The sequence below is a fragment of the Plantibacter sp. MDV22-iso1 genome (assembly GCF_058408345.1).
This window is the reverse complement of record NZ_JBZVDY010000001.1, coordinates 1,109,345-1,130,561: the sequence shown is the minus strand read 5'-3', so window position 1 is coordinate 1,130,561 and position 21,217 is coordinate 1,109,345. Positions and strand designations below refer to the sequence as shown.

Below are 21,217 nucleotides of genomic sequence, written 5' to 3'. Positions count from 1 at the left end.
GACCGCGGCCGTTCACCATCGGTTCACGATGCCCAGGATCGTGGGGGAGAATGGAGGCATGACAGACGCCACCGGGCAGCCAGCACCGGAAGCTCAGCACCCATCCGAACCGACCGGTCCGACGCCCTCGACCGAGCCCGACACCGAGGTCGCGACCGTGTACTCCTCCGGTTCGGTCTCGGTGCGCCGGTCACCCCGCTACTGGCGGTTCCTCGTCATCGGTGCCTTCGTCGGTGTCATCGCCGCACTCATCCTCACCTTCGCATTCCCGGGGAGCGCCGACTACTCGCTCACCCAGGTGTTCGGCTTCCTCCTGCTCGTGTGCGTCGTGGTCTTCGGCGCGATCGCCCTCGTCGTCGGTCTCCTTATCGACCGCTCCATGGCGCGACGGACGCGGATCGTCGCAGCGGATAGAGTTGACGTGCATCCAGCCGGGACCCCCGCGGCCGACGCGGAACCGACCGGTTCCGTCAGTGCCGAGCCAGGTGAGTCCGGCCCCCCGAATCCACCCATCGCAGAAGGTTCAGGACGGTCATGACCTCATCCACCAGCTACCGGGAGGCCGGTGTCGACACGGCGGCCGGTGACCGCGCCGTCGAGCTCATGAAGGCCGCCGTCGCGAAGACGCACGGCCCGGAGGTCTTCGGCGGCTTCGGCGGGTTCGCCGGCCTGTTCGACGCCTCGGCCCTCACGGCCTTCCGTCGGCCCCTGCTCGCGACGTCGACCGACGGCGTCGGCACGAAGGTCGCCATCGCCCAGGCCATCGACAAGCACGACACCATCGGCCAGGACCTCGTCGGCATGGTCGTCGACGACATCGTCGTGGTCGGTGCGAAGCCGCTCTTCATGACCGACTACATCGCCTGCGGCAAGGTCCACCCGGAGCGCATCGCCTCCATCGTCGCGGGCATCGCCCGGGCCTGCTCCGACACCGGGACGGCGCTCATCGGCGGCGAGACCGCGGAGCACCCCGGACTCCTCGGGGTCGACGACTACGACGTCGCCGGCGCCTGCACCGGTGCGGTCGAGGCCGACGCCATCCTCGGTGAGCACCGCGTCGAGGACGGCGACGTCGTCCTGGCGCTCGCCTCCTCGGGCCTGCACTCGAACGGCTTCTCCCTCGTGCGGCACATCCTCGCCCAGGCGGGCGTCGGGTACGCCGACCACAGCGACGAGCTCGGCACGACGTTCGGCGAGGCCCTCCTCGAGCCGACGCGGCTCTACACCCTGCCCCTCCTGCGGCTGCTCGACTCCCCGGCCTTCGCGGGTGGCGTCCACTCGCTCAGCCACGTCACCGGCGGCGGGATCGCCGCCAACCTCGCGCGCGTCCTGCCCAAGGGGTCCTGGGCCGAGGTCGACCGCTCCACCTGGAGCCCGTCACCGGTGTTCCGCACCCTGAGCGAGCTGGCCGGATCCTCGCTCGAGTCGAGCGAGGGCACCTGGAACCTGGGCGTCGGGTTCTTCGCCGTCGTCTCGCCGGCGGTCGCCGACGGCGTCACGGCCGCCCTCGAGGCCGACGGGATCGCGACCTGGCAGGTCGGCACCGTGCACCTCGGCGACGACGCCGCAGACCTCAGCGCGTTCGAACAGGGTGCCAAGGGGGTCGACGGCGGCGCCGTCCGCCTCGTCGGCGCCTACCGCGACTAGTCCCACCGCTCTCCGGCCCACCTTCCTCCGTTCCGCCACTCGCCCAGCACGAACCCCAAGGAGTCCCCACGCATGTGCGGCATCGTCGGCATCGTCTCAACCGAGCCTGCCAACCAGCAGGTCTACGACAGCCTCCTGCTCCTCCAGCACCGCGGTCAGGACTCCACCGGCATCGCGACCGCCGACGGCAGCACCTTCCACATGGTCAAGGCCAAGGGCCAGGTGCGTGAAGCCTTCCGCACCCGCGACATGCGCTCGCTCCTCGGCAACATGGGCCTCGGCCACGTGCGCTACGCGACGAAGGGCGACGCCGCCAACGAGAGCGAGGCGCAGCCGTTCTACGTGAACGCGCCCTACGGCATCACGCTCATCCACAACGGCAACCTCACGAACACGCGCGAGCTCAGCAAGGACCTGTTCCACGTCGACCGTCGTCACGTGAACTCCACGAGCGACACCGAGCTGCTGCTCAACGTCCTCGCGACGGAGCTGCAGGGTCAGATCAGCGGCCTCGACCTCGATCCCGACCAGGTGTTCAACGCCGTCGAGAACGTGCACGAGCGGGTCGAGGGCTCCTACGCGACGATCGCCCTCATCGCCGGTCACGGCCTGCTCGCCTTCCGCGACCCGTTCGGTATCCGCCCGCTCATCCTCGGCAAGCGCCAGACGGGCATGGTCGGCAACGACTGGGTGGTCGCCTCGGAGTCGCTCGTCCTCGAAGCCGGCGGCTACGAGATCGTCCGTGAGATCGCCCCGGGAGAGGCCGTCTTCATCACCGCGTCGGGTGAGCTGTACTCGCGGCAGTGCGCGAAGAACCCGCGGCTCGTGCCGTGCTCCTTCGAGTACGTCTACCTCGCGCGCCCCGACTCCGTCATGAACGGCATCTCGGTCTACGAGGCCCGGCTGCGTCTCGGCAACCGGCTCGCCGACACCATCGCCGAGTACACGCCGATGGGCGACATCGACGTCGTCATGCCGATTCCGGACTCCTCCCGTCCAGCGGCCATGCAGGTCGCGCAGAAGCTCGGCATCGAATACCGCGAGGGCTTCTACAAGAACCGGTACGTGGGGCGCACCTTCATCATGCCGGGCCAGGCGCAGCGCAAGAAGAGCGTCCGTCAGAAGCTCAACGCGATGGGCTCCGAGTTCAAGGGCAAAAACATCCTCATCGTCGACGACTCGATCGTCCGCGGGACGACGTCGAAGGAGATCGTCGACATGGCGCGTCTCGCCGGTGCCAACAAGGTGACCTTCACCTCCGCCGCACCGCCGGTCCGCTACCCCCACGTGTACGGCATCAACATGCCGTCCCGCCAGGAGCTCGTCGCACACGGTAAGAAGATCCCCGACATCGCGCGTGAGTTGGGCGCTGACAACCTCATCTACCAGGAGGTCGCCGACATGAAGGCCGCCATCCTCGAGGGCTCCGGCATCAGCGACCTCGAGATGAGCTGCTTCACCGGCGAGTACGTCACCGGTACGGTCTCCGAGGAGTATCTCGAGTGGGTGGAGCGCTCGCAGCTCTCCTGAGCCCTGCCTGAATGACGAAGCGCGCGAGCCCCGAGGGGATCGCGCGCTTCGTCGTTCAGGAACCGACTGCTACTCCGGCGCACCGGGCTGCTCGAGCGGCGCCGGCGTGGCTGCGGGGGCCGCCTTCGGCTTCGTCGTGCGCGGCTTCGCCGGTGCCTTCGCGGTGGCCGTCTTCGCTGCGGCGCCCGTCGTCTTCGTCGTCGGTGCCTTCGCGGCTGCGGTCTTCGGCGTCGTGGTCTTGGCCGCTGCCGCCTTGGGCGTCGTCGAACCGGTGGTGGCGCGCGTCGAACTCGTCTTGCGGACGGTGCTCCCCGCGGCCGTCGCCGTGGTCGTCTTCGCGGCGGGCTTCCGAGCCGTCGTCGAACGCGTCGTCGTCGACCGGCTGGTCGAGGTGCGTGGCGCGCTCACGGCCGCGGCCGGTGCGGTGGCCGACACGGTCTCGTCGCGTCCGGTCGTGTCTGCGGCTCCGGTCTCGTCGCTCGCGAGGCGCGCCTCGGTCTCGTCGGCGGCGGCTGCGACGGTCTCCGCGTCGCCGGTGGACGTCGACTCCAGGACGATCGACTCGGCCGGTTCGGCGGAGGTGTTCGCTGCGGCGGCGGCCTCGGGCGCGCGGTCGGTGCCGGAGAAGACCGCGGCGAACTGCTCGGTCGGGGTGGGCTCGGCGGCGCGCACCCAGTCCGAGGTGGGCTCCGCGGCCGGAGCCTCAGCGGTCGGAGCCTCGGTCGACGGTGCCTGGTGGGCGCCGTACTGCTGCGTCGCCTGGGAGCCCTGCTGGGTCTGCGTCGTGCCGTATCCGCCCGTCTGGCCACCGGCATACTGCGAGGTGTCGTAAGCGGTGGTCTGTCCGTACTGTGCGGGGTCGTACACCGGCGCCTGGCCGGTCTGGCCCGCCTGGTAGGGGTGCTGCTCGTAACCGCTCTGACCGGCGTACGGTGCCTGCGTGGGGTTCGGCTGCGAGGCGGCCTCGCGAGCGGCAGCGCGCTGCTGCTGCTGGTTCACGAGGCGCGCGACCTCGGCGTCGATGGCGTCCTCGGTGATGTGCTTGGACGGACCGTAGGCGTCGAGTCCGACGAAGACCAGGGCGATGCCCATCACGAAGATCGGCCAGATCGGCCAGAAGTACCCCCAGGCGCCGGTGAGGAGCCAGATGACGATCAGGAGGACGGAGACCGCACCCCAGACGGCGAGAAACTGCTTGAAATCGTGCTGCGCCTTCAGGCGCTTCTTGGCGGCAACGCGGAGTTCGTCGGTGTTCATCCGTCCAGGCTAGTCTCCGCCCAGTGAGAACTCCATTTGCCGACATTCGTCTGGGAGATCACCCGGCCGAGACGTGCCGGAGCGATGGCGAACCGCTGATGCAGACGCGCCGGAACGGTGGGAAGGACGCGCCTACGCGCCCTTCGCCTCACCGTCGGCGTACTTCTCGGCGTACTCAGCCCACTTGGCGATCTCGTCGTCGTAGCTCTCGTCGACGCCCGTGCCCGGGTGGTCGACGGAGTGCCCCGTGAGCTCGCGCTCGAGCGCGTTGTAGTTCACGTCCGGGCTGAACGACTTGAGCTCACGAGCGATCTTCGTGTGCTTTGCCTTTTGACGGCCACGACCCATGCGAGACCCCCTCATGATTTTCTGACCGGCCGCGCTTGCGGGGCGTCCGGGGCTTTCGCCTACCAGGGAACGATAAAGACTAGCGTTGAGCTTACCATGCCGCCCGTGGACGGGGCGCTCGTACGGGGACGGTCCGGCGCGCACCGGTGCCGACACCGCGACGGAACGGGGCTGGGCCAGCACGCCGAGTGGTGGGACGATGGACCCATGACCGGAACCCTGCACATCACCGGAGATGCGGACGCCGACCGCCTGTTGTCGACCGACCCGCTCGCCCTGCTCGTCGGCATGCTGCTCGATCAGCAGGTGCCGATGGAGACCGCGTTCGCCGGCCCGCTGAAGATCAGCGACCGCCTCGGTTCCTTCGACGCGGCCACCATCGCTCGGGAGGAACCCGAGGCGTTCGCCTCGCTCTTCAAGACGAGTCCCGCCGTGCACCGGTTCCCGGGTTCCATGGCAGGCCGGGTGCAGGGGCTCTGCGCCGCGATCGTCGACGACTGGGACGGCGACGCGGAGGCGATCTGGACGCGCGACGCGCCCGACGGCCCGGAGATCCTGAAGCGCCTGCTCGCCCTGCCGGGGTTCGGCGAGCAGAAGGCGAAGATCTTCCTCGCGCTGCTCGGCAAGCAGTACGGACTCGACGCGGCCGACTGGCGAAAGGCCTCGGCGCCCTACGGCGAGGACGGCAGTCTCCGGTCCGTCGCCGACATCGTCGACCCGGAGTCGCTCGCGCAGGTGCGGGCGGCGAAGCAGGCGGCCAAGGCCGCCGCGAAGCGCGCGAAGGGGGAGTGACGACATGAGCGAAGCGCAGCGGGGTACCGCGATCGTGGTCGGTGTCACGCCGGGGCAGCCCGACACCGTGCTCGTCGAGGCGGCGTCGTTCGCGCAGGCCTTCGCCTGCCGGCTCGTCCTCGCCCACGTCGACGCGAGTCGGTTCGTCGTGGTCGAGAACGTCGACGGCACCGTCACGTCGTTGCCGTTCGACGCCGATCTGCACGACTTCGACCCGGAGCCGGCCGATCCCGGCCTCGAGGCGACCGCGCATCGTCTCCTCGACGACACCGGTGTCGCGTGGGAACTGACCCAGCTCGCCGGCGACCCGGCTCGCGCCCTCGGTCGACTCGCCGATTCGGTGTCCGCGCGGGCGATCATCGTCGGGACCCGGGAGCGCGGCCTCCGCAAGGGGATCCTCGAGTTCTTCAACGGTTCCGTCGCCGCGACGCTGGCCCATCGGCAGGCGCGTCCGGTGGTCGTGGTCCCGCTCGCGCCGAGCGCCACCGACGAACCGCTGTGGGACGCCCCCGCCGGCGACCTGCGGTGACGGCCGCTCCGACGGGGACACGGGCTCCGCACCTCCGACCCGCCACGATCGCGATGGTCGCGCTCGGTGGCGCGATCGGGACGGGCGCCCGCGAGGCGATCTCCCTCGCGGTCCCGCCCATCGGCGGTGTCCCCGTGGCCATCCTCGGCATCAACGTCGTCGGCGCCTTCCTGCTCGGCCTCCTCCTCGAGTCGCTCCTCCGACGCGGACCCGACGACGGCCGTCGACGCGATCTCCGCCTCTTCCTCGGTACCGGCGTCCTCGGTGGTTTCACGACGTACAGCGCGCTCGCGGCCGACAGCAGCGTCCTCCTCATCGAGGGGAACGCTGTGGTGGGGGTGCTGTACGCGGTGGGGAGCGTCGTGCTGGGCGTCCTCGCGGGCTGGGGCGGCATCGTCCTCGCCCGACGGATCGGCGGTGGCCGCTCGTGACGCCCTGGCTCTTCCTCGCGATCGCGGCGGCCGGCGGTGTCGGCGCCGCTGCTCGCTTCGTCGTCGACGGCCTCATCCGCTCCCGCGTGGGCGGCGCGTACCCCTGGGGGACGACCGCCATCAACGTCAGCGGGTCGCTCCTGCTCGGCCTCGTCACGGCGCTGGCCCTCGGCGGGGTCGTCGACGAGGCGTGGCGGCTCGTCCTCGGAGGTGGGCTGCTCGGTGGGTACACGACGTTCAGCACCGCGAGCATCGAGACCGTCCGGCTGCTCCACGACGAACGTTCCCGGGCCGGACTGGTGAACGCGTTCGGCATGCTCGTCGCCTCGGTCATCGCGGCCCTGGCCGGCTACTGGCTGGGCTCGCTCGTCGCATGACCGCTCGTTCGCCCAGACCTGGGCGAACGAACACGGCGGCTACGCCTCGAAGCGGCGGTTGTGCCGGAGGTTCAGCACGATCGGGATCCCGAGGGCGACGATGAGCAGCAGGATGCTCCAGAAGCCGATCTCCGACCACAGCAGGAAGACCCCGAAGACGCCGAGTCCGCCCGACAGGCCGCGCAGGATGATGGTGAACTGCGGGAGTCGCTGCGGGCGGCCCTGCCACATCGGCAGCGGCGAGTCGGGGTTCGCGGCGATGAGGCGGACCATCGACAGCGTCCCGAAGACGGCCGCGAGGAACAGCAGCGAGAGACCCCAGGTGAACATGTCCCCAGTCTGTCAGTCCGCGGCCGACCCCTCACGCCGTCGCCGGAGCGCGTGGCCGATCAGGAGCGAGGCTGCCCCGTGTTGCGGTCGATGTGCGGCTTCCGCTCGATCGGCTTCTTGACGCGGACGATCTCGCCCCGTCGCTCCTGGCCGGGCAGCGGCCGTGACCGACGCCCGTAGATGAGCTCCGAGGAGTCGAGCAGCCACGGCACGAGGGCGACGGTCACGCCGTGGACGAGCATGATCTGGTTGCGGATCCGCGACGCCCGCCGGTTGTGGAGGAGGCTCTCCCACCAGTGCCCGACGATGTACTGCGGCATGTAGACGGTCACGACCTCGGCGCCGTGCTCAGCACGGTGCGCCTTGATGTACTTCGCGAGCGGCATCGCGAACTCGCGATACGGCGACTCCAGGATGACGAGCGGCACGTGGATGTTCTGTTCGATCCACTGCTGCTCAAGCAGCTTCGTGGCCTCCGGATCGATCGACATGTGGACCGCTTCGAGGCTGTCGTGCTTGGCGGCGATCGCGTAGTCCAGCGCCTTGAGGATCGGCTTCTGCATCTTGCCGACGAGGACGATCGCGTGGTCGCCGGTCGCGCCGAAGGTCGTGGTCGGGTCGACCTCGACCTCCTTCTCCACGTCGCGGTAGTAGCGGTTCACGCCGAGCATGAGGACGAAGAGGATCGGCATGAGCACGAAGACGAGCCAGGCGCCGTGGGTGAACTTCGTGATCGTGACGACGATGAGGACGCTCGCGGTGAGCAGGGCGCCGAACGCGTTGATCGCGAGTCCGCGGTAGACGGAGCCGCGGTTGTCGCAGCCCTCCCGGAGCATCCGCAGCCAGTGCTTCACCATGCCCGTCTGGCCGAGCGTGAACGACACGAACACCCCGATGATGTACAGCTGGATGAGCTGGGTGAGGTTCGCCTGGTAGACCACGAGGATCGCGCATGCAGCGAGACCCAGGATGATCATGCCGTTCGAGAACACGAGGCGGTCGCCGCGGGTGTTGAGCGACTTGGGGGCGTAGGAGTCGCGCGCGAGGACGGCACCGAGCAGCGGGAAGCCGTTGAAGGCCGTGTTGGCTGCGAGGAGCAGGACGCACGCGGTCGCCGCCTGGATGAGGAAGAACGGGATGCTGTTCGCGCCGAAGACCGCGGTCGCGACCTGTGCCATGAGGCTCGGCTGCGGCGTCGTCGCGCAGTCCGCGAACCCCTCGAGGTGACAGGCGTTCTCGGCGTAGTGCACGCGGGAGATGAGGGCGAGTGCGGTGAGGCCGACGAACAGCACGATCGCGGTGCCGCCCATGAGGACCAGCGTCTTCTGGGCGTTCTTGATCTGCGGGCGGCGGAACGCGGGCACACCGTTCGAGACCGCTTCGACACCGGTGAGTGCCGAGCAACCGGAGGAGAAGGCGCGCAGGAGGAGCAGGATGAACGCCGCCTGGGTGAGGCTCTCACCCTGCACGGTGAACTCGGCGCTCGAAGCGACCGGGGCGTCGCCCATGAAGGTGCGGGCGAGTCCTGCGACGATCATGACGAGCACGCTCGCGATGAAGAAGTAGGTGGGGATCGCGAAGGCCTTGCTCGACTCCCGGACACCGCGCAGGTTGACGGCCATGAGGACGAGGACGAATCCGACGGCCAGCTCGACGCGCCACGGGTTGAGCCCGGGGATCGCGGAGATGATGTTGTCGACGCCCGAGGCCACCGAGACGGCGACCGTGAGGACGTAGTCGACGAGGAGGGCGGAGGCGACCACGAGGCCGGCCTTCTCGCCGAGGTTCCGGTGGGCGACCTCGTAGTCGCCACCGCCCGACGGGTACGCCTTGATGAGCTGCCGGTAGCTCGCGACGACCACGACGAGGAGGATCACGACGCACGCGGCGACCCACGGCGCGAAGCTCAGGAAGGCGAGCCCGCCGAGCGTCAGGATCATGAGGAGTTCCTGCGGTGCGTACGCCACACTCGACAGCGCGTCGCTCGCGAAGATCGGCAGTGCGAGCCGTTTGGGGAGGAGCTGGCCCTCCAGGTTCTCGGTCGGCAGCGGGTCCCCGATCAACCAGCGTTTTGCCGATCGTGGTTCTGTCCCGGGCTCTCGACCCTCAGTTGTCACGAGCGGCGATATTACTCCTTCGGGAACCGGAGTCAAGCGGGGATGAGCTGGATGGACAGGCATCGTCACCCGACCGTGACGCAGTGTTCATCGACCGGGGGAGTGGCGGACCGGAATGGTCGACCAATATCCTGATCGACGGCTGTTGCCTGGCTGTGAGCCCGGACAGTCGCTCGTGATCGACCACCCACCTCAAGGACCCTCATCGTGACCGCTCGCCGTCGTCTCCTCCCGCTCGCCCTCGCCGCCCTCGCCGCGACCCTGACGCTCTCCGGGTGCAGTGTCGTGGAGGGCATCCTCCCGAAACCCGCCGAGACCCGGGACGCGCAGTCCGGCGAGATCGTCGGTGGAGGTACGACGGACGTCTTCACCCTGTCGGTCGGCGACTGCCTGAACGACGAGTCGTCGTCCGACGAGGTCACGGAGGTGCCGACCGTGCCCTGTTCCGAGCCCCACCAGTACGAGGTGTACGGCGAGGTCACGCTGGTCGGCGACGAGTGGCCCGGCGAGGAGGCCGTCACGCAGCAGGCCGACGACGGTTGTTACGCGCAGTTCCAGGCGTTCGTCGGGATCGTCTACGAGGACTCCAACCTCGAGTTCAACTACTACACGCCGACCGAGGCCAGCTGGAACGGGGTGGACGACCGGCTCGTCACCTGCGTGATCTACGACTCCGAGGCGACCACGGGCTCGCTGGCCGGGGCCGCACGGTAGCTCGACCGCGCGCGCTGCGCCGACGGAACCGCCCGACTCCAGCAAGGGGTCGGGCGGTTCCGTGTCTCGGCTCGCGTGGCGGGGCGATCAGCCCTGCAAGCGCTCCCGCAGGCGGTCGCGGACGGCGACGAGGTCGGCACGCAGGGCTGACACGGTGTCATCGTCCAGCGCGCCCCCACGGGCGACGTGCTCGCGGAGTTCGGCTCGGACCGCCTGTCGGAACTCGTTGATCGACACGTCGGTCTCGTGGAGCGCCAAGCGACCCTGCACCTTCTGATCGGCGCTCTCCTCGGCGGTCGACGTCCAGCTCGGACCGGGCTTCGCGGACTGCTTCGCCTCGCGCGCGGCGGAGGCGAGATCGGCCCGGAGGCTCTTCATGGCCGCCGTGACCCCGCTGCGGACCTCGTCGGCGATACGGCGGACGGAATCGGTGAGCTGGTCCTCGATGCCGTCGAGCTCACCCGCCCGTGCCGCGAGCTCGGCCCGGCCCGCCTCGGTGATCTCGTAGACGGTCTTCCGGCCGTCACTCGTCTTCGTGACGAGTCCCTCCTCCTCGAGCTTCGCGAGGCGCGGGTAGATGGTGCCGGCGCTCGGGCTGTAGGTGCCACCGCTCCGGTCGGTGAGCGCCTGGATGAGTTCGTAGCCGTGCTTCGGCGACTCGTCGAGCAGGCTCAGGAGGTACAGCCGCAGGCTGCCGTGGGCGAAGACGGGGCTCATGCGCCTGCCTCGCTCCCTGCGGTGGTGGCCGCGCCCGCCGGCTCGGCAGCCGGGCGGCGGAGGACGGTCACCGCGCCGCCGACGGTGTTCATGCGCACCTCGGCGAACTGTCCGGAGAGGGCGCCCGTGTGCGAGTTGTACCCGCCACCGCGCAGTCCCTTGAGGACGACGCCGTCGATCGCCAGGCGGCCGCCGACCGAGTTCGCCGTGTAGCGTGCGGCGAGTTCCTCGTCGAGACGGACCGTGATCGCGCCGCTCACGGTGTTCAGGTCGAGCTGCTCGCACGCACCGTGGATGTCGAGGAGTAGGTCGGAGGAGACGCCGTCGATCGAGGCGCGCGTGATGTCGCCGGAGACGGTGACGTCGCCCGAGACCGTGTGCGCCTGGATGCGACCCGTGTGGTTCTGGACCGTGAGCTCGCCGCTCACGGAGTTGAGGTCGAGTCGTCCGGTCATCCGGTCGGCCACGAGGTCGCCGGACACCGTGTTGAGCTTGGCGTCCGCGGTGAGGCCTGCGACCAGTCCGCTGGCGCTCACGACGCCGAACGTCAGAGCGATGTCGCGGGGGACGAGGACACTCACCTGGGCCGTGGCGCGGTTGGCGCCGAAGTTCGAGAACACTTCGAGGAAGTTGTCCCACCGCAACTGCGGGTGGTCGATCTCGGCGACGTCGCCGTCGATGGTGATCTTGAGGTCCTTGCCGGTGACGGCCCCCACCTCGATGCGTGCGCCGGGCTCGTCGTGTCCGATGATGTCGACCTGGCCGCCGATGAGGCCGACCTTGAGCCGTCTCACGAGTTCGAGGTCGATGATGCGGCTCTCGCCGGGAGCGATGATCCACTTCTCCTGTGCCATGGTGCGCTTCCTTCCGAGTGATCGCGATATATCGCGTTGAACTGAAGTTCACGATATATCGCGTCTCGGCGCATGGCAACCCCCGGAACCTCCGGGATCACCCTGAGTCGACCCTGGGATCGGCGGCCGCTCGGTCGCGGCCCCACACGTCCGGCCGGACCGGCCGCCGCTCAGTACCAGGGAGCGATGGCCAGGTCGTCGGGGACGGACCCCTCGTCGACCGGCGGCCCACTGCCGTCGAGGCAACTCGATCCGGCGGGGACCTCCGAGTGCGCCGACCACGGGTCGTCGGCCTCGGCATGGAAGGGCACGTAGCCGACGAGCTTCGAGGACGGGGGCCTCACCACGGCCTCGAGCGCAGCGGTGAAGTCGCCGAACTCCTTCGTGGCGAACACCGTCGCTCCCGCCAAGCCCGACGACCGATCCAGCTCGCAGGAGACGGCGACCGGCCGCCAGCCGGCTTCGCGCAGCTGGACCAACATGGCGGTGGCGGCAGGCCAAGCGGGCCCGCTCGGTCCTGGTTCCGCGGTCACGTCCGACGGCCAGAGGCCATCGACCGTGATCGCCCCGCGTTGCACGCTGACATTGGCGGAGGTGTCCGGAACCTGCGGCCCCCTGACGCTGCCGTCCGTGAAGAGCGGATCATCGGCCAGCGCGGCGAGCCGGGCGTCGTCGGTCTCGTCCGCCACGACGGGTGTCGACGACAGGCCGCATCCCGTACAAGCGAGCGCGGCGACGAGGATCGTCAGCGACACGGTCGCAAGGCGACGATGGATCTGCTGCATGACGGTTCCCTCCGCGGCGCCCGAGCGGACGCGTCACCCTCACCGTAACTGACACCCCGGCGTGCGCCACGTCCGACGCCCGACGGGTGATGGGGAGTGCTGCCCATCGTCTTCCGGAGCCGGCGGGGACAGGGTGGAACCATCGGATCAGGCGCCTCACCGGGATCGACCGGCAAGCGCGAACAGCACCGGAGAGCGGGGACCCATGAGTGGCACGATGCAGGTGGACGACGCGGGCCTGACGGCGGTCGTCCAGACGGTGGGTGGGGCGGCCACGAGCGCGACGGGGATGTTCTCCACGTGCCTCGACACGTCGTTCCTCGACGAGCAGGTGGCCGCGAACGCCGCCGCCTTCGAACTGACGTGGCGGACCGAGATGACGGAGGCGGGCAAGACGCTCGACGACTTCGCACGGTGGATGCAGCACGTCGCGGACACCATGGCCGGCACGGACGCGGCCCTCGCCGAGGACGCCTCATGACCGCGCCGACGCCGCAGGCTCCGCCACCCACGGTGGTCCCGTCCGATCGCCGTGACGCGTCCGAGCGGGCCGCGACCGGCGCACGGGTCGCGTCGCTCGCCGCGGAACTCCGCGGGGCCGGTGTCCCCGCCGGCGTCACCGAACAGGTCGCGAGCGTGGTCCGCACGGCCGGTCTCGACGCCGTGATCGACCTCGGTGCCGGCATGCTGACGGACGAGCAGGCGGGGGTCGTCCTGCTCGACGCCCTCCTCGACGCGCGTCGTCGAGGTGCCGGCAGCGCTGAGACCGCCGCCGAACTGCGCGCGGTCGCCCGATTGCAGACCGTCGTCCGGCAGCTCCTCTCCGGACTCGCCACGACCACGCGTACCGCCGGGATCGGGGATCGATCGTGAACCTCTCCGACCTCCGCACCAAGAGCTCAGCCGAGATCGATGTGCTCGCCACCTTCATCGGCTCGCTGAGCGGCGACCCGATGAGCTTCATCACCTCGATCGGTTCGTTCGTCGATCGCGCGGTCGGGCTCATCCCCAGATCCTCCACGTTCGCGGACACCCCACCGCCGGGTGATCCGGCCACCATCGACGGGCTCGCGGAGCAGTACGAGAACGCGGCGCTCGCCGCCGAGACGATCCAGACCACGCTCTCCACCGTCACCGCGTCGAGCCTGCCGGACGCCCTCGTCGGGGTGACCGGCGCGAGCGCGACGCAGGTCCTGGCGTCCGTCGAGACCCTCGTCGGCAGCGAGATCGAGGGGCTCCGGACCGGGGCCACCGGTCTGCGCGACTACGCGGACGCCATCACCGCGGCCCGCACCGCCCACCATCCGGGTGCCGACAGCATCCGAGACGGCCAGCGGACCATCGGGAACATCTCCGTGAACCCATGGGCGATGACCAACCCGATCACCGGAGCCGGAGAGGTCGCCGGGGTGATCTCGGACCTCATCCGCGGAGCCGGTCAGATCCTCGACGGCGTGTCCGTCTGCCACGAGGCCTACGACGACGCATGGGCGGCCGGTGAGGCGCTGCAGCGGGCACTGTCGGACTCCGAGGGCCACGCCGTGCTCGCCGGCGTCGAGGTGCCCGTGGGCCAGACGCGGCTGGACGTCCTCGTCTCGCGGACGCAGTTCCCGAACGGCGACCCGGACGGTTCGGTCCTCTCCGAGACGGAATGGGCGAACTACGTCCAGAACTGGAACGCGATGAGCGACGACGAACGCGAACGCATCCTCGCGGCGATGGAGGAGTCCGGCGATCCCGCCGTCAGCGTCCTCCTCATGAGCGCGATCGCCACCGGCGCCGGCAGTTCCTCCGTGCTCGCCCTCGCCGACGCCATCAAGAACGCTCCGCCCGGCGAACGCCAGCGCATGATCGACGAGCTCACGAACCTCGGCGTCGGCGACAACGGCGACGCCACGGTGAACGGCGAGACCTTCGACCAGTACAACAACAAGACCTGCGGATCGACGACGCTCATCACCCTCGCCGCCCAGTCCGATCCGTTCCTCGCGTACTGGCTGCGGACCGGCGAGCTCCTCGACGGACATGTGCCCGACTACCTCCGGGGACTCGACCTGGCCGACGCGGCCGGTCTGGACACCGAGGATCGGATGACGTTCCTGCAGCAGGCCGTCCAGGACCGCGCGAACGACCTGTTCCCCGGCCCGGTCGATTACCCGAACGTCGCGGGTACGGCACCCGGCGGCGCGGTCGACGAAGCCGACCGCACCGGCACCGACTACCACATCGACTGGACCAACCTCCTGGGTGGCGACTCCGGCAGAGGGGCGGCGCTCACCGAGGCGGCGGTCGCCGCGAACGACGGGACCCCCGTCCCGCTGCTCGTCGGCCCCGGCGACAACACCATCCCGCAGCACTATGTGCTCATCATCGGCTTCCACGACGGCGACTACGAGATCTACGACCCGTCGACCGGCGAGACGAACTCGGTGGACGAGGACATCATGCTGAACGGCTCGGATGAGCCGGTCACGGGCTTCGCGAACTGGAACCAGATCTACGCCGTCGTGAACCCGAGCTGACCCTTCGACAAGCTCAGGGACCGGGTGGGGTGGCTCGGGGAGCGGGTTGGGTGGCTCGGGGAGCGGGTGCGGCTCAGGGGCCGGGGTGCGCGACCGGGTGGAGACCGACGTCCGCTCACCGCCAGCGGTACTCGAGCTCCGGTCGTCCGGGCATGCCGTAGCGCGGTGAGCGCTCGACGGCGCCCGTCTCGGCGAGGTACTCGAGGTAGCGCCTCGCCGTCACCCGCGACAGGGACCCGGCGGCCGCCGCCTCGCTCGCCGAGAGCGGTCCGGCCGCCTGCCGGAGGAGGTCCGAGACCAGACGCAGGGTGTCCTCCGAGAGACCCTTCGCCAACTGCGGACGGGAGGACGGCGCTCGCAACGTGGCGAGGGTGAGGTCCACCTCGTGTTGGCTCGCGACCGAGCCCTCCGCCGACATCGTGTGCCGGAAGGAGCGGTACGCCTCGAGCTTGTCGGCGAACGCGGGGAACGCGAACGGCTTGATGAGGTATTGGACGATGCCCGCCGAGACCGCCGCCCGGACGATCCGGAGATCACGGGCCGCGGTGATGGCAATGACGTCGACGTCGATACCCGCCGTCCGGATGCGTCGGCACAGCTCGAGACCGTGCGCGTCCGGCAGGTTGAGGTCGAGCAGGACGAGGTCGATCCGGTCGTCGGGGGAGCGACCGGCCGCAGTGGCCCGAAGCGCCTGCATCGCGGTGGCCGCATCGCCCGCCACACCGGCGAGCTCGAAGCCCTCCACGCGGCGCAGGTAGGACGCGTGGGCCTGCTGGGCGATCGGTTCGTCCTCGACGACCAGGACCCGGATGTGCCCGCTCATGTGCCTGCCTCGTCCCGGACCCCGACCGCGGCCGGCAGCGTCACGACGAACGCCGAGGACGGCTCGCGGACGACCTCGATCGTGCCACCGAGCCGTGTCACGGCCTGCTGGACCAGCGCGAGACCGAACCCCCGACCGTATCGGCCGGGCTCCTTCGTCGACCAGCCGCGCACGAACGCGACGTCGAGCGCCTCCGGGGGCAGGCCCGGCCCGCTGTCGGTCACCTGGATCACGAGCTCCGTCGTCTCGGCGTCGGCGGACCGCCCGGCGCCGAGCTCGTCCGGCAGCCCCTGCCCGAGGTAGACCTCCACCCAGGGGCGATCGCCGGCCGCCGCGTCGATCGCGTTGTCGATGAGGTTGCCGAGGATGGTGACGATCACGGCCGGGTCGACGCGCACGCGTCCGAGCGCCGGGTCGCTCTCGAGGTGCAACTCGACCCCCTGCTCGGCCGCCTGCGCCGTCTTGCCGAGCAGCAGGGCCGAGATCACCGGCTCGTGCTCCGCCGCGAGCACGCGGTCGGTCAACCGTTGACTGGCTCCGAGACCCTGCGCCGCGAGGTCGAGCGCCTCCTCCCGCCGGTCGAGCTCGATGAGCGAGACGATCGTGTGCAGCCGGTTCGCGAACTCGTGGGTCTGCGAGCGCAGGGCGTCGCTCATCGTCCGCATGGACGCCAGTTCGCCGCTCAGGTGTTCGATCTCGGTGTGGTCGCGCAGCGTCATCACCCAGCCACGCGGGTGCGGGCCCGCCGTCTCGCCCGGACCGACCGCCGACTCCTGGTTCACGACGAGCACGTGCTCACGTGTGAGGTGGATCTCGTCGACGGCCTGACGCCCGCTCGCGAGGAGCTCCCGCAGGCCGGCGTCGATCGGCAGCTCGTCGACCGGCACCGCGCCCGGGGAACGCTCACCGAGCGGCAGCCCGAGCAGTTCGGCCGCCTGGTCGTTGACGAGCACGAGACGGCGGTGTCGGTCCACGAGGACGAGCCCCTCGCGCACCGAGTGGAGCACCGATTCGTAGTAGTCGAACATCCGGGCGAGGTCCTCAGGTCCGCGCGACCCGGTGACCCGCGCGAGGTAGCGGCGGAGCGTCCAGGAGCCGATCGCGCCGATGACGAGCACGAGCAGGGCCGTCCCGAGCAACCACGGCACCCGGGTCTCGAAGGTCTCCGACACGTTGCTGACCGTGACGCCCGCGGCGACGAGGGCGACGACCTCGCCGGCGTCGTCACGGATGGGTGCGACGGCGCGGACGGAGGGGCCGAGCGTGCCCGTGTACGTCTCGGTGAAGGTCCGTCCCTCGAGCGCCGGTCCGATCGTGCCGATGAACGGCTTGCCGATCTGGTCGCGCTCGCGGTGCGTGTACCGGGTGCGGTCCGGAGCCATGATCGTCACGAAGTCGACGCCGGTGTCGCGCATGAGCGCCTCGGCGTACGGCTGGAGCGCGTCCGACGGGCGTTCCGAGCCGAGCTGCGCGACGACGTAGGGGTTGTCCGCGACGCCGTTCGCGACGTCGAGGCACTTCGCGACCGCGCGGTCCTCGGTCTCGGTACGGGCCTGGAACCAGAGCAGGACACCGGCGACGAGTGTCATCGCGACGACCGCGACGAGCTGAACGAGGAAGAGCCGCGAGGCGATGCTCCTGGACCGACCGGCCATCGCGTCACCTCCGTCTGCTCCGTCGCGTCGACCCCTCAAGTATCGGGGGTGACGAGGGCCTCAGGCGTCGCCGACCGCGACCAGTACGACCACAAGCGGTCACTACGACCACAACCCGGCCGATCCGCCGACGTGGTCGCAGCATGGATCGATCGACCACCCGCTGCCGCACTGACGCGGCCGACGAAACGGATCCGGAATGGCAATGACGCTCTCCTCCCTGAAACGGCTGGACAAGACCCACTACCTCTACCTCGCGGTGATCGTCGCGGTGCTCGCCGGCATCGTCGTCGGCCTCGCCGCCCCGGAGTTCGCGAAGGGACTCAAACCCATCGGCGACGCCTTCGTGGCGCTGATCAAGATGATGATCGCCCCGGTCATCTTCTGCACCATCGTGATCGGCGTCGGGTCGATCGCGAAGGCCGCGACCGTCGGCAAGGTCGGCGGGCTCGCGCTGCTGTACTTCATCGTGATGTCGACCTTCGCGCTCGCAATCGGCCTCGTCGTCGGCAACCTCATCCAGCCGGGCGCCGGCTTGAACCTCGCCGAGACGAGCTATCCGGTGGAGGGGGAGGCCAAGAGCACGACCGAGTTCATCCTCGGCATCATCCCCACGACGCTCGTGTCCTCGCTGACCGGCGGCAACATCCTGCAGGTCCTCTTCGTCGCCCTGCTCGTCGGCTTTGGCCTGCAGAAGATGGGCGCGACGGGTGAACCGATCCTGCGCGGTGTCAAGCTCATCCAGGCGCTGGTGTTCCGGGTGCTCGCGATGATCATGTGGATCGCGCCCGTCGGCGCCTTCGGCGCGATCGCCGCGGTGACCGGGTCCGCCGGTGCGAGCGCGCTCGTCGGGCTCGCCACGCTCATGATCGCGTTCTACATCACCTGTGCGTTGTTCATCGTCATCGTGCTCGGCGGGGTCCTGCGCCTCGCCACGGGCTTCAACATCTTCAAGCTCATGAAGTACCTCGGCCGTGAGTACCTCCTGATCGTCGGCACCTCCTCCTCGGAGGCTGCGCTGCCGCGACTCATCGCGAAGATGGAGCACCTCGGTGTCTCCAAGCCGGTCGTCGGCATCACCGTCCCGACGGGCTACTCCTTCAACCTCGACGGCACGGCGATCTACCTCACCATGGCGTCGATCTTCATCGCCGACGTCATGGGTGTCCCGATGAACCTCGGGGAGCAGATCTCGCTCCTCGTGTTCATGATCATCGCGTCGAAGGGCGCCGCGGGCGTCACCGGCGCCGGTCTCGCGACCCTCGCCGGCGGGCTGCAGGCCAACCGACCCGACCTCGTCGACGGGGTCGGCCTCATCGTCGGCATCGACCGCTTCATGTCGGAGGCGCGTGCGCTCACGAACTTCACCGGCAACGCGGTCGCCACGATCATCATCGGCACGTGGGTGAAGGAGGTCGACCGGGTGCAGGTCGGCGAGGTCCTCTCCGGTCGCTCGCGGTTCGACGAGGCGACGATGAGCGTCGACGACCACACGGGCGCGGTGGCGGTGGCGAAGCCCTGATCGGCAGGCCCTTCGACAGGCTCAGGGACCGGACATCCGGTCCCTGCCCTTCGACAAGCTCAGGGGCCGGAGGCCCGGTACTTTAGTTGGCCGGGGAGTCGACGATCGGCTTCGACGGCGGGGTGTCGCCCTCGAGCACCGCCTCGTCCACGGCGGTGGTCGACCGTTCCGTCCGCGGAGCGATCCGGAACAGCGGGATCGTGTAGCCGCAGATCGGGCCGATGAGCACGGCGAAGACCACCGTTCCGATGCCGACGTTCCCGCCGAGCAGCCACCCGACACCGAGGACGACGAGCTCCACGCCCGTGCGCCCGACCCAGATCGGCCACCCGGTGACACGGTGGATGCCGGTCATGAGGCCGTCCCGCGGGCCGGGGCCGAAGTTGCCGCCGATGTAGAGGCCCGAGGCGACGCCGAGGAGGAGCAGTCCACCGGCGAACAGCAGGATGCGCGCCCACAGGTCGAGGTCCGCGGGGATGAACGCCAGCCCGATGTCGGCCGAGGGTCCCACGAGGAGGACGTTCAGGACGGTGCCGACACCCGGCCGCTGCTTGAGCGGGATCCAGGCGAGGAGCACGAGCCCGCCGACGATGATCGTGATGAGTCCGAAGCTCAGGCCCGTCCGCAGATTGAGTCCCTGGGTGAGGACGTCCCACGGGGCGACCCCGACCGCACCGCGCACGATCATCGCGATGGCGATGCCGTACAGGAAGAGGCCGATGAGGAGTTGGAGCACACGACGGGTCATGGTGGACAATCCAATTGCAGGATTGGCTTTGGCGCTAGAGGCCAATCCGGGTATCGTGGTTCAATGGCTTCCATCACCCTGAGTGCCCGATCGCTCGCCGCCCTGCTCGGGCAGTGGAAGACCGCTGCGCCCGCCTACCGCGGTCTCGCCGACCGCATCCGACTCCTCGTCCTCGACGGACGCATCCCGGTCGGCACCCGTCTGCCGGCCGAGCGGGAACTGGCCGATCGGCTCGCGCTGAGCCGCACCACGGTCACCGCGGCGTACCGCGAACTACGGGAGGCGGGCTACCTCCGCAGCATCCGCGGTTCGGGCAGCGTCACCCTCCTGCCGTCGGCGCCCACTGCGCTCGCGCCCGTGCCACAGGGCGGGTTCCTCGACTTCAGCAAAGCGGCCGTACCACCGTGCCCCGAGATCATCGACGCCGTGGCCACCGCCGCCGCAGAGCTGCCGCGGTACATGCACGACTTCGACTACGACCTCGTCGGCATGCCCGAGCTCCGGCAGGCCATCGCCGACCGCTACACCGCGCGCGGTCTGCCCACCGACCCCGACGAGATCATGGTGACCGTCGGGGCACAACACGCGATCGCCCTCATCGCCCGCACCCTGCTCAGCCGAGGCGACCGCGTCCTCGTCGAGATGCCGAGCTATCCCCACGCCTACGAGGCACTCCGGGCGGCCGGGGCCAGACTCGGTGCGGCGACCGTGTCCTCGGAGACCGGTTGGGACGTCCGCGAGCTCGAGCAGTGGTTCGAACGCACGAGCCCCGCGATGGCCTACCTCATGCCGGACTTCCACAACCCGACCGGGGCGTCGATGCCGCTCGAGACCCGCCGGCGGGTCGCCGCGGCCGCCGAGCGGCACGGGACGGTGCTCGTGATCGACGAGACCACGGCCGAACTCGACATCGACCGGCCGACGGACCAGGGGCTCGACGGCACCCCGTTCGCCGCACTCGAGGGCGCGCCGGCGTCGATCATCACGATCGGCTCGGTGGGCAAGACGATCTGGGGCGGCCTCCGCATCGGGTGGATCCGGGCCGAGCGCGGCACGATCAGGAAGCTCGTCTCGGCGCGCTCGCTGGGCGATCTCGGCACGCCGATCCTCGACCAGCTGACCGTCCAGCAGTTGATGCCGGCGATGGACGGCATCGTCGCCCGGCGCGGTGTCGCGCTCGGTGAGACCCGCGACCGGCTCGTCGACCTCCTGGCCGACCGCCTCCCGGAGTGGACCGTGCCGCGGGTCGACGGCGGGATCGCCACCTGGGTGAACCTCGGCGAGGCAGCGTCATCGCAGCTCTCGCTCGCGGCGCGGAGTCACGGGCTCGTGATCGTCGCGGGGCCGCGGTTCGGGATCGACGGTGCGTTCGAGCGCTACCTGCGCATCCCGATCAGCTATCCGTGGGCCCAGACGGAGCAGGCGGTCGAGCTGCTGACGCAGACGTGGCACTCCGCGATGTTCGGGCACGTGCCGGCCCTGGACTACCTCGAAGACGTCGTCTGAGGTCGTCGCCGAC

The 21,217-nt window shown here is 69.8% G+C and carries 23 protein-coding genes; 13 read left to right on the top strand and 10 right to left on the bottom strand.

The features are described 5' to 3' along the window. Nucleotides 1–58 precede the first annotated feature (58 nt). The 3 genes from AC4PMY_RS05400 (at nt 59) to purF (ending at nt 3,177) form a co-directional block, all read left to right on the top strand. Nucleotides 59–538 carry a DUF2273 domain-containing protein gene (locus AC4PMY_RS05400; protein ID WP_071262414.1) on the top strand — a complete coding sequence of 160 codons (480 nt, stop codon included), beginning with the start codon at nt 59–61 and terminating at the stop codon, nt 536–538. Then, nucleotides 535–1,647, top strand: a complete 1,113-nt coding sequence (gene purM / locus AC4PMY_RS05395; RefSeq protein ID WP_071262413.1) for a phosphoribosylformylglycinamidine cyclo-ligase — start codon at nt 535–537, stop codon at nt 1,645–1,647. The genes AC4PMY_RS05400 and purM overlap by 4 nt, the downstream gene beginning before the upstream one ends. Before the next feature lie 72 nt (nt 1,648–1,719). Then, on the top strand, nt 1,720–3,177 hold the full coding sequence (purF, locus tag AC4PMY_RS05390; protein WP_064294208.1) for an amidophosphoribosyltransferase: 1,458 nt from the start codon (nt 1,720–1,722) through the stop codon (nt 3,175–3,177). A 69-nt stretch (nt 3,178–3,246) separates the two neighbouring features. Here the strand turns inward: purF and AC4PMY_RS05385 are convergent, their stop codons facing one another. Together AC4PMY_RS05385 and AC4PMY_RS05380 are read right to left on the bottom strand one after the other, a co-directional pair. After that, nucleotides 3,247–4,434, bottom strand: a complete 1,188-nt coding sequence (locus tag AC4PMY_RS05385; RefSeq protein ID WP_071262411.1) for a 2TM domain-containing protein — start codon at nt 4,432–4,434, stop codon at nt 3,247–3,249. Nucleotides 4,435–4,566: 132 nt separating this feature from the next. Further along, entirely contained in the window at nt 4,567–4,782 is a 216-nt protein-coding gene (locus AC4PMY_RS05380; protein WP_064294210.1) for a DUF3073 domain-containing protein, read from the bottom strand. Between the two features lie 207 nt (nt 4,783–4,989). Between AC4PMY_RS05380 and AC4PMY_RS05375 the strand changes: the two genes are divergently transcribed. From AC4PMY_RS05375 to crcB, 4 genes are read left to right on the top strand one after another with little or no spacing between them, the layout of a single operon-like run. After that, nucleotides 4,990–5,574 (top strand): HhH-GPD-type base excision DNA repair protein, encoded by a 585-nt coding sequence (locus AC4PMY_RS05375; protein WP_071262410.1) that lies wholly within the window; start codon nt 4,990–4,992, stop codon nt 5,572–5,574. A 4-nt stretch (nt 5,575–5,578) separates the two neighbouring features. Beyond that, nucleotides 5,579–6,103, top strand: a complete 525-nt coding sequence (locus AC4PMY_RS05370) for a universal stress protein (protein ID WP_071262409.1) — start codon at nt 5,579–5,581, stop codon at nt 6,101–6,103. Further along, nucleotides 6,100–6,534, top strand: a complete 435-nt coding sequence (locus AC4PMY_RS05365) for a fluoride efflux transporter FluC (protein ID WP_369808442.1) — start codon at nt 6,100–6,102, stop codon at nt 6,532–6,534. Before AC4PMY_RS05370 ends, AC4PMY_RS05365 begins: the two co-directional genes overlap by 4 nt. Then, a complete protein-coding gene (gene crcB, locus AC4PMY_RS05360; protein WP_071262408.1) occupies nt 6,531–6,911 on the top strand; it encodes a fluoride efflux transporter CrcB in 381 nt (126 codons plus the stop codon). Before AC4PMY_RS05365 ends, crcB begins: the two co-directional genes overlap by 4 nt. Nucleotides 6,912–6,950: 39 nt before the next feature. Here the strand turns inward: crcB and AC4PMY_RS05355 are convergent, their stop codons facing one another. Together AC4PMY_RS05355 and AC4PMY_RS05350 are read right to left on the bottom strand one after the other, a co-directional pair. Then, nucleotides 6,951–7,241 (bottom strand): hypothetical protein, encoded by a 291-nt coding sequence (locus AC4PMY_RS05355; RefSeq protein WP_064294214.1) that lies wholly within the window; start codon nt 7,239–7,241, stop codon nt 6,951–6,953. Nucleotides 7,242–7,300: 59 nt separating this feature from the next. Further along, complete coding sequence (locus AC4PMY_RS05350; protein WP_085511822.1) at nt 7,301–9,304, bottom strand: APC family permease; 2,004 nt, start codon at nt 9,302–9,304, stop codon at nt 7,301–7,303. Between the two features lie 261 nt (nt 9,305–9,565). Between AC4PMY_RS05350 and AC4PMY_RS05345 the strand changes: the two genes are divergently transcribed. Next, entirely contained in the window at nt 9,566–10,072 is a 507-nt protein-coding gene (locus AC4PMY_RS05345) for a septum formation family protein (protein WP_231884279.1), read from the top strand. Nucleotides 10,073–10,159: 87 nt separating this feature from the next. On the opposite strand, the gene AC4PMY_RS05340 is transcribed toward AC4PMY_RS05345, so the two are convergent. The 3 genes from AC4PMY_RS05340 to AC4PMY_RS05330 all read right to left on the bottom strand — a co-directional run bounded on the left by AC4PMY_RS05340 (nt 10,160) and on the right by AC4PMY_RS05330 (nt 12,428). After that, entirely contained in the window at nt 10,160–10,789 is a 630-nt protein-coding gene (locus tag AC4PMY_RS05340; RefSeq protein ID WP_064294217.1) for a PadR family transcriptional regulator, read from the bottom strand. Continuing rightward, complete coding sequence (locus tag AC4PMY_RS05335; protein ID WP_137242313.1) at nt 10,786–11,643, bottom strand: DUF4097 family beta strand repeat-containing protein; 858 nt, start codon at nt 11,641–11,643, stop codon at nt 10,786–10,788. Before AC4PMY_RS05335 ends, AC4PMY_RS05340 begins: the two co-directional genes overlap by 4 nt. A gap of 170 nt (nt 11,644–11,813) precedes the next feature. Next, entirely contained in the window at nt 11,814–12,428 is a 615-nt protein-coding gene (locus AC4PMY_RS05330) for a hypothetical protein (protein ID WP_491622154.1), read from the bottom strand. A 205-nt stretch (nt 12,429–12,633) separates the two neighbouring features. Here AC4PMY_RS05330 and AC4PMY_RS05325 point away from each other — a divergent pair, with 205 nt between their 5' ends. From AC4PMY_RS05325 to AC4PMY_RS05315, 3 genes are read left to right on the top strand one after another with little or no spacing between them, the layout of a single operon-like run. After that, a complete protein-coding gene (locus AC4PMY_RS05325) occupies nt 12,634–12,909 on the top strand; it encodes a hypothetical protein (protein ID WP_064294220.1) in 276 nt (91 codons plus the stop codon). Further along, nucleotides 12,906–13,301, top strand: a complete 396-nt coding sequence (locus AC4PMY_RS05320; RefSeq protein WP_071262406.1) for a hypothetical protein — start codon at nt 12,906–12,908, stop codon at nt 13,299–13,301. The genes AC4PMY_RS05325 and AC4PMY_RS05320 overlap by 4 nt, the downstream gene beginning before the upstream one ends. Further along, nucleotides 13,298–14,950 (top strand): hypothetical protein, encoded by a 1,653-nt coding sequence (locus AC4PMY_RS05315; RefSeq protein WP_491622153.1) that lies wholly within the window; start codon nt 13,298–13,300, stop codon nt 14,948–14,950. The genes AC4PMY_RS05320 and AC4PMY_RS05315 overlap by 4 nt, the downstream gene beginning before the upstream one ends. 115 nt (nt 14,951–15,065) lie before the next feature. On the opposite strand, the gene AC4PMY_RS05310 is transcribed toward AC4PMY_RS05315, so the two are convergent. Continuing rightward, nucleotides 15,066–15,773, bottom strand: a complete 708-nt coding sequence (locus tag AC4PMY_RS05310; protein WP_491622152.1) for a response regulator — start codon at nt 15,771–15,773, stop codon at nt 15,066–15,068. After that, complete coding sequence (locus tag AC4PMY_RS05305) at nt 15,770–17,428, bottom strand: ATP-binding protein (RefSeq protein ID WP_491622151.1); 1,659 nt, start codon at nt 17,426–17,428, stop codon at nt 15,770–15,772. The genes AC4PMY_RS05310 and AC4PMY_RS05305 overlap by 4 nt, the downstream gene beginning before the upstream one ends. Before the next feature lie 199 nt (nt 17,429–17,627). Here AC4PMY_RS05305 and AC4PMY_RS05300 point away from each other — a divergent pair, with 199 nt between their 5' ends. Next, the gene (locus AC4PMY_RS05300) at nt 17,628–18,950 is read left to right on the top strand and encodes a cation:dicarboxylate symporter family transporter (RefSeq protein WP_079001479.1); all 1,323 of its coding nucleotides are present in this window, start codon (nt 17,628–17,630) and stop codon (nt 18,948–18,950) included. A gap of 82 nt (nt 18,951–19,032) precedes the next feature. On the opposite strand, the gene yczE is transcribed toward AC4PMY_RS05300, so the two are convergent. After that, nucleotides 19,033–19,698 carry a membrane protein YczE gene (yczE, locus tag AC4PMY_RS05295; protein ID WP_491622150.1) on the bottom strand — a complete coding sequence of 222 codons (666 nt, stop codon included), beginning with the start codon at nt 19,696–19,698 and terminating at the stop codon, nt 19,033–19,035. Between the two features lie 63 nt (nt 19,699–19,761). On the opposite strand from yczE, the gene yczR reads away from it, so the two are divergent. After that, on the top strand, nt 19,762–21,204 hold the full coding sequence (yczR, locus tag AC4PMY_RS05290; RefSeq protein ID WP_121291631.1) for a MocR-like transcription factor YczR: 1,443 nt from the start codon (nt 19,762–19,764) through the stop codon (nt 21,202–21,204). Nucleotides 21,205–21,217: the final 13 nt, after the last annotated feature.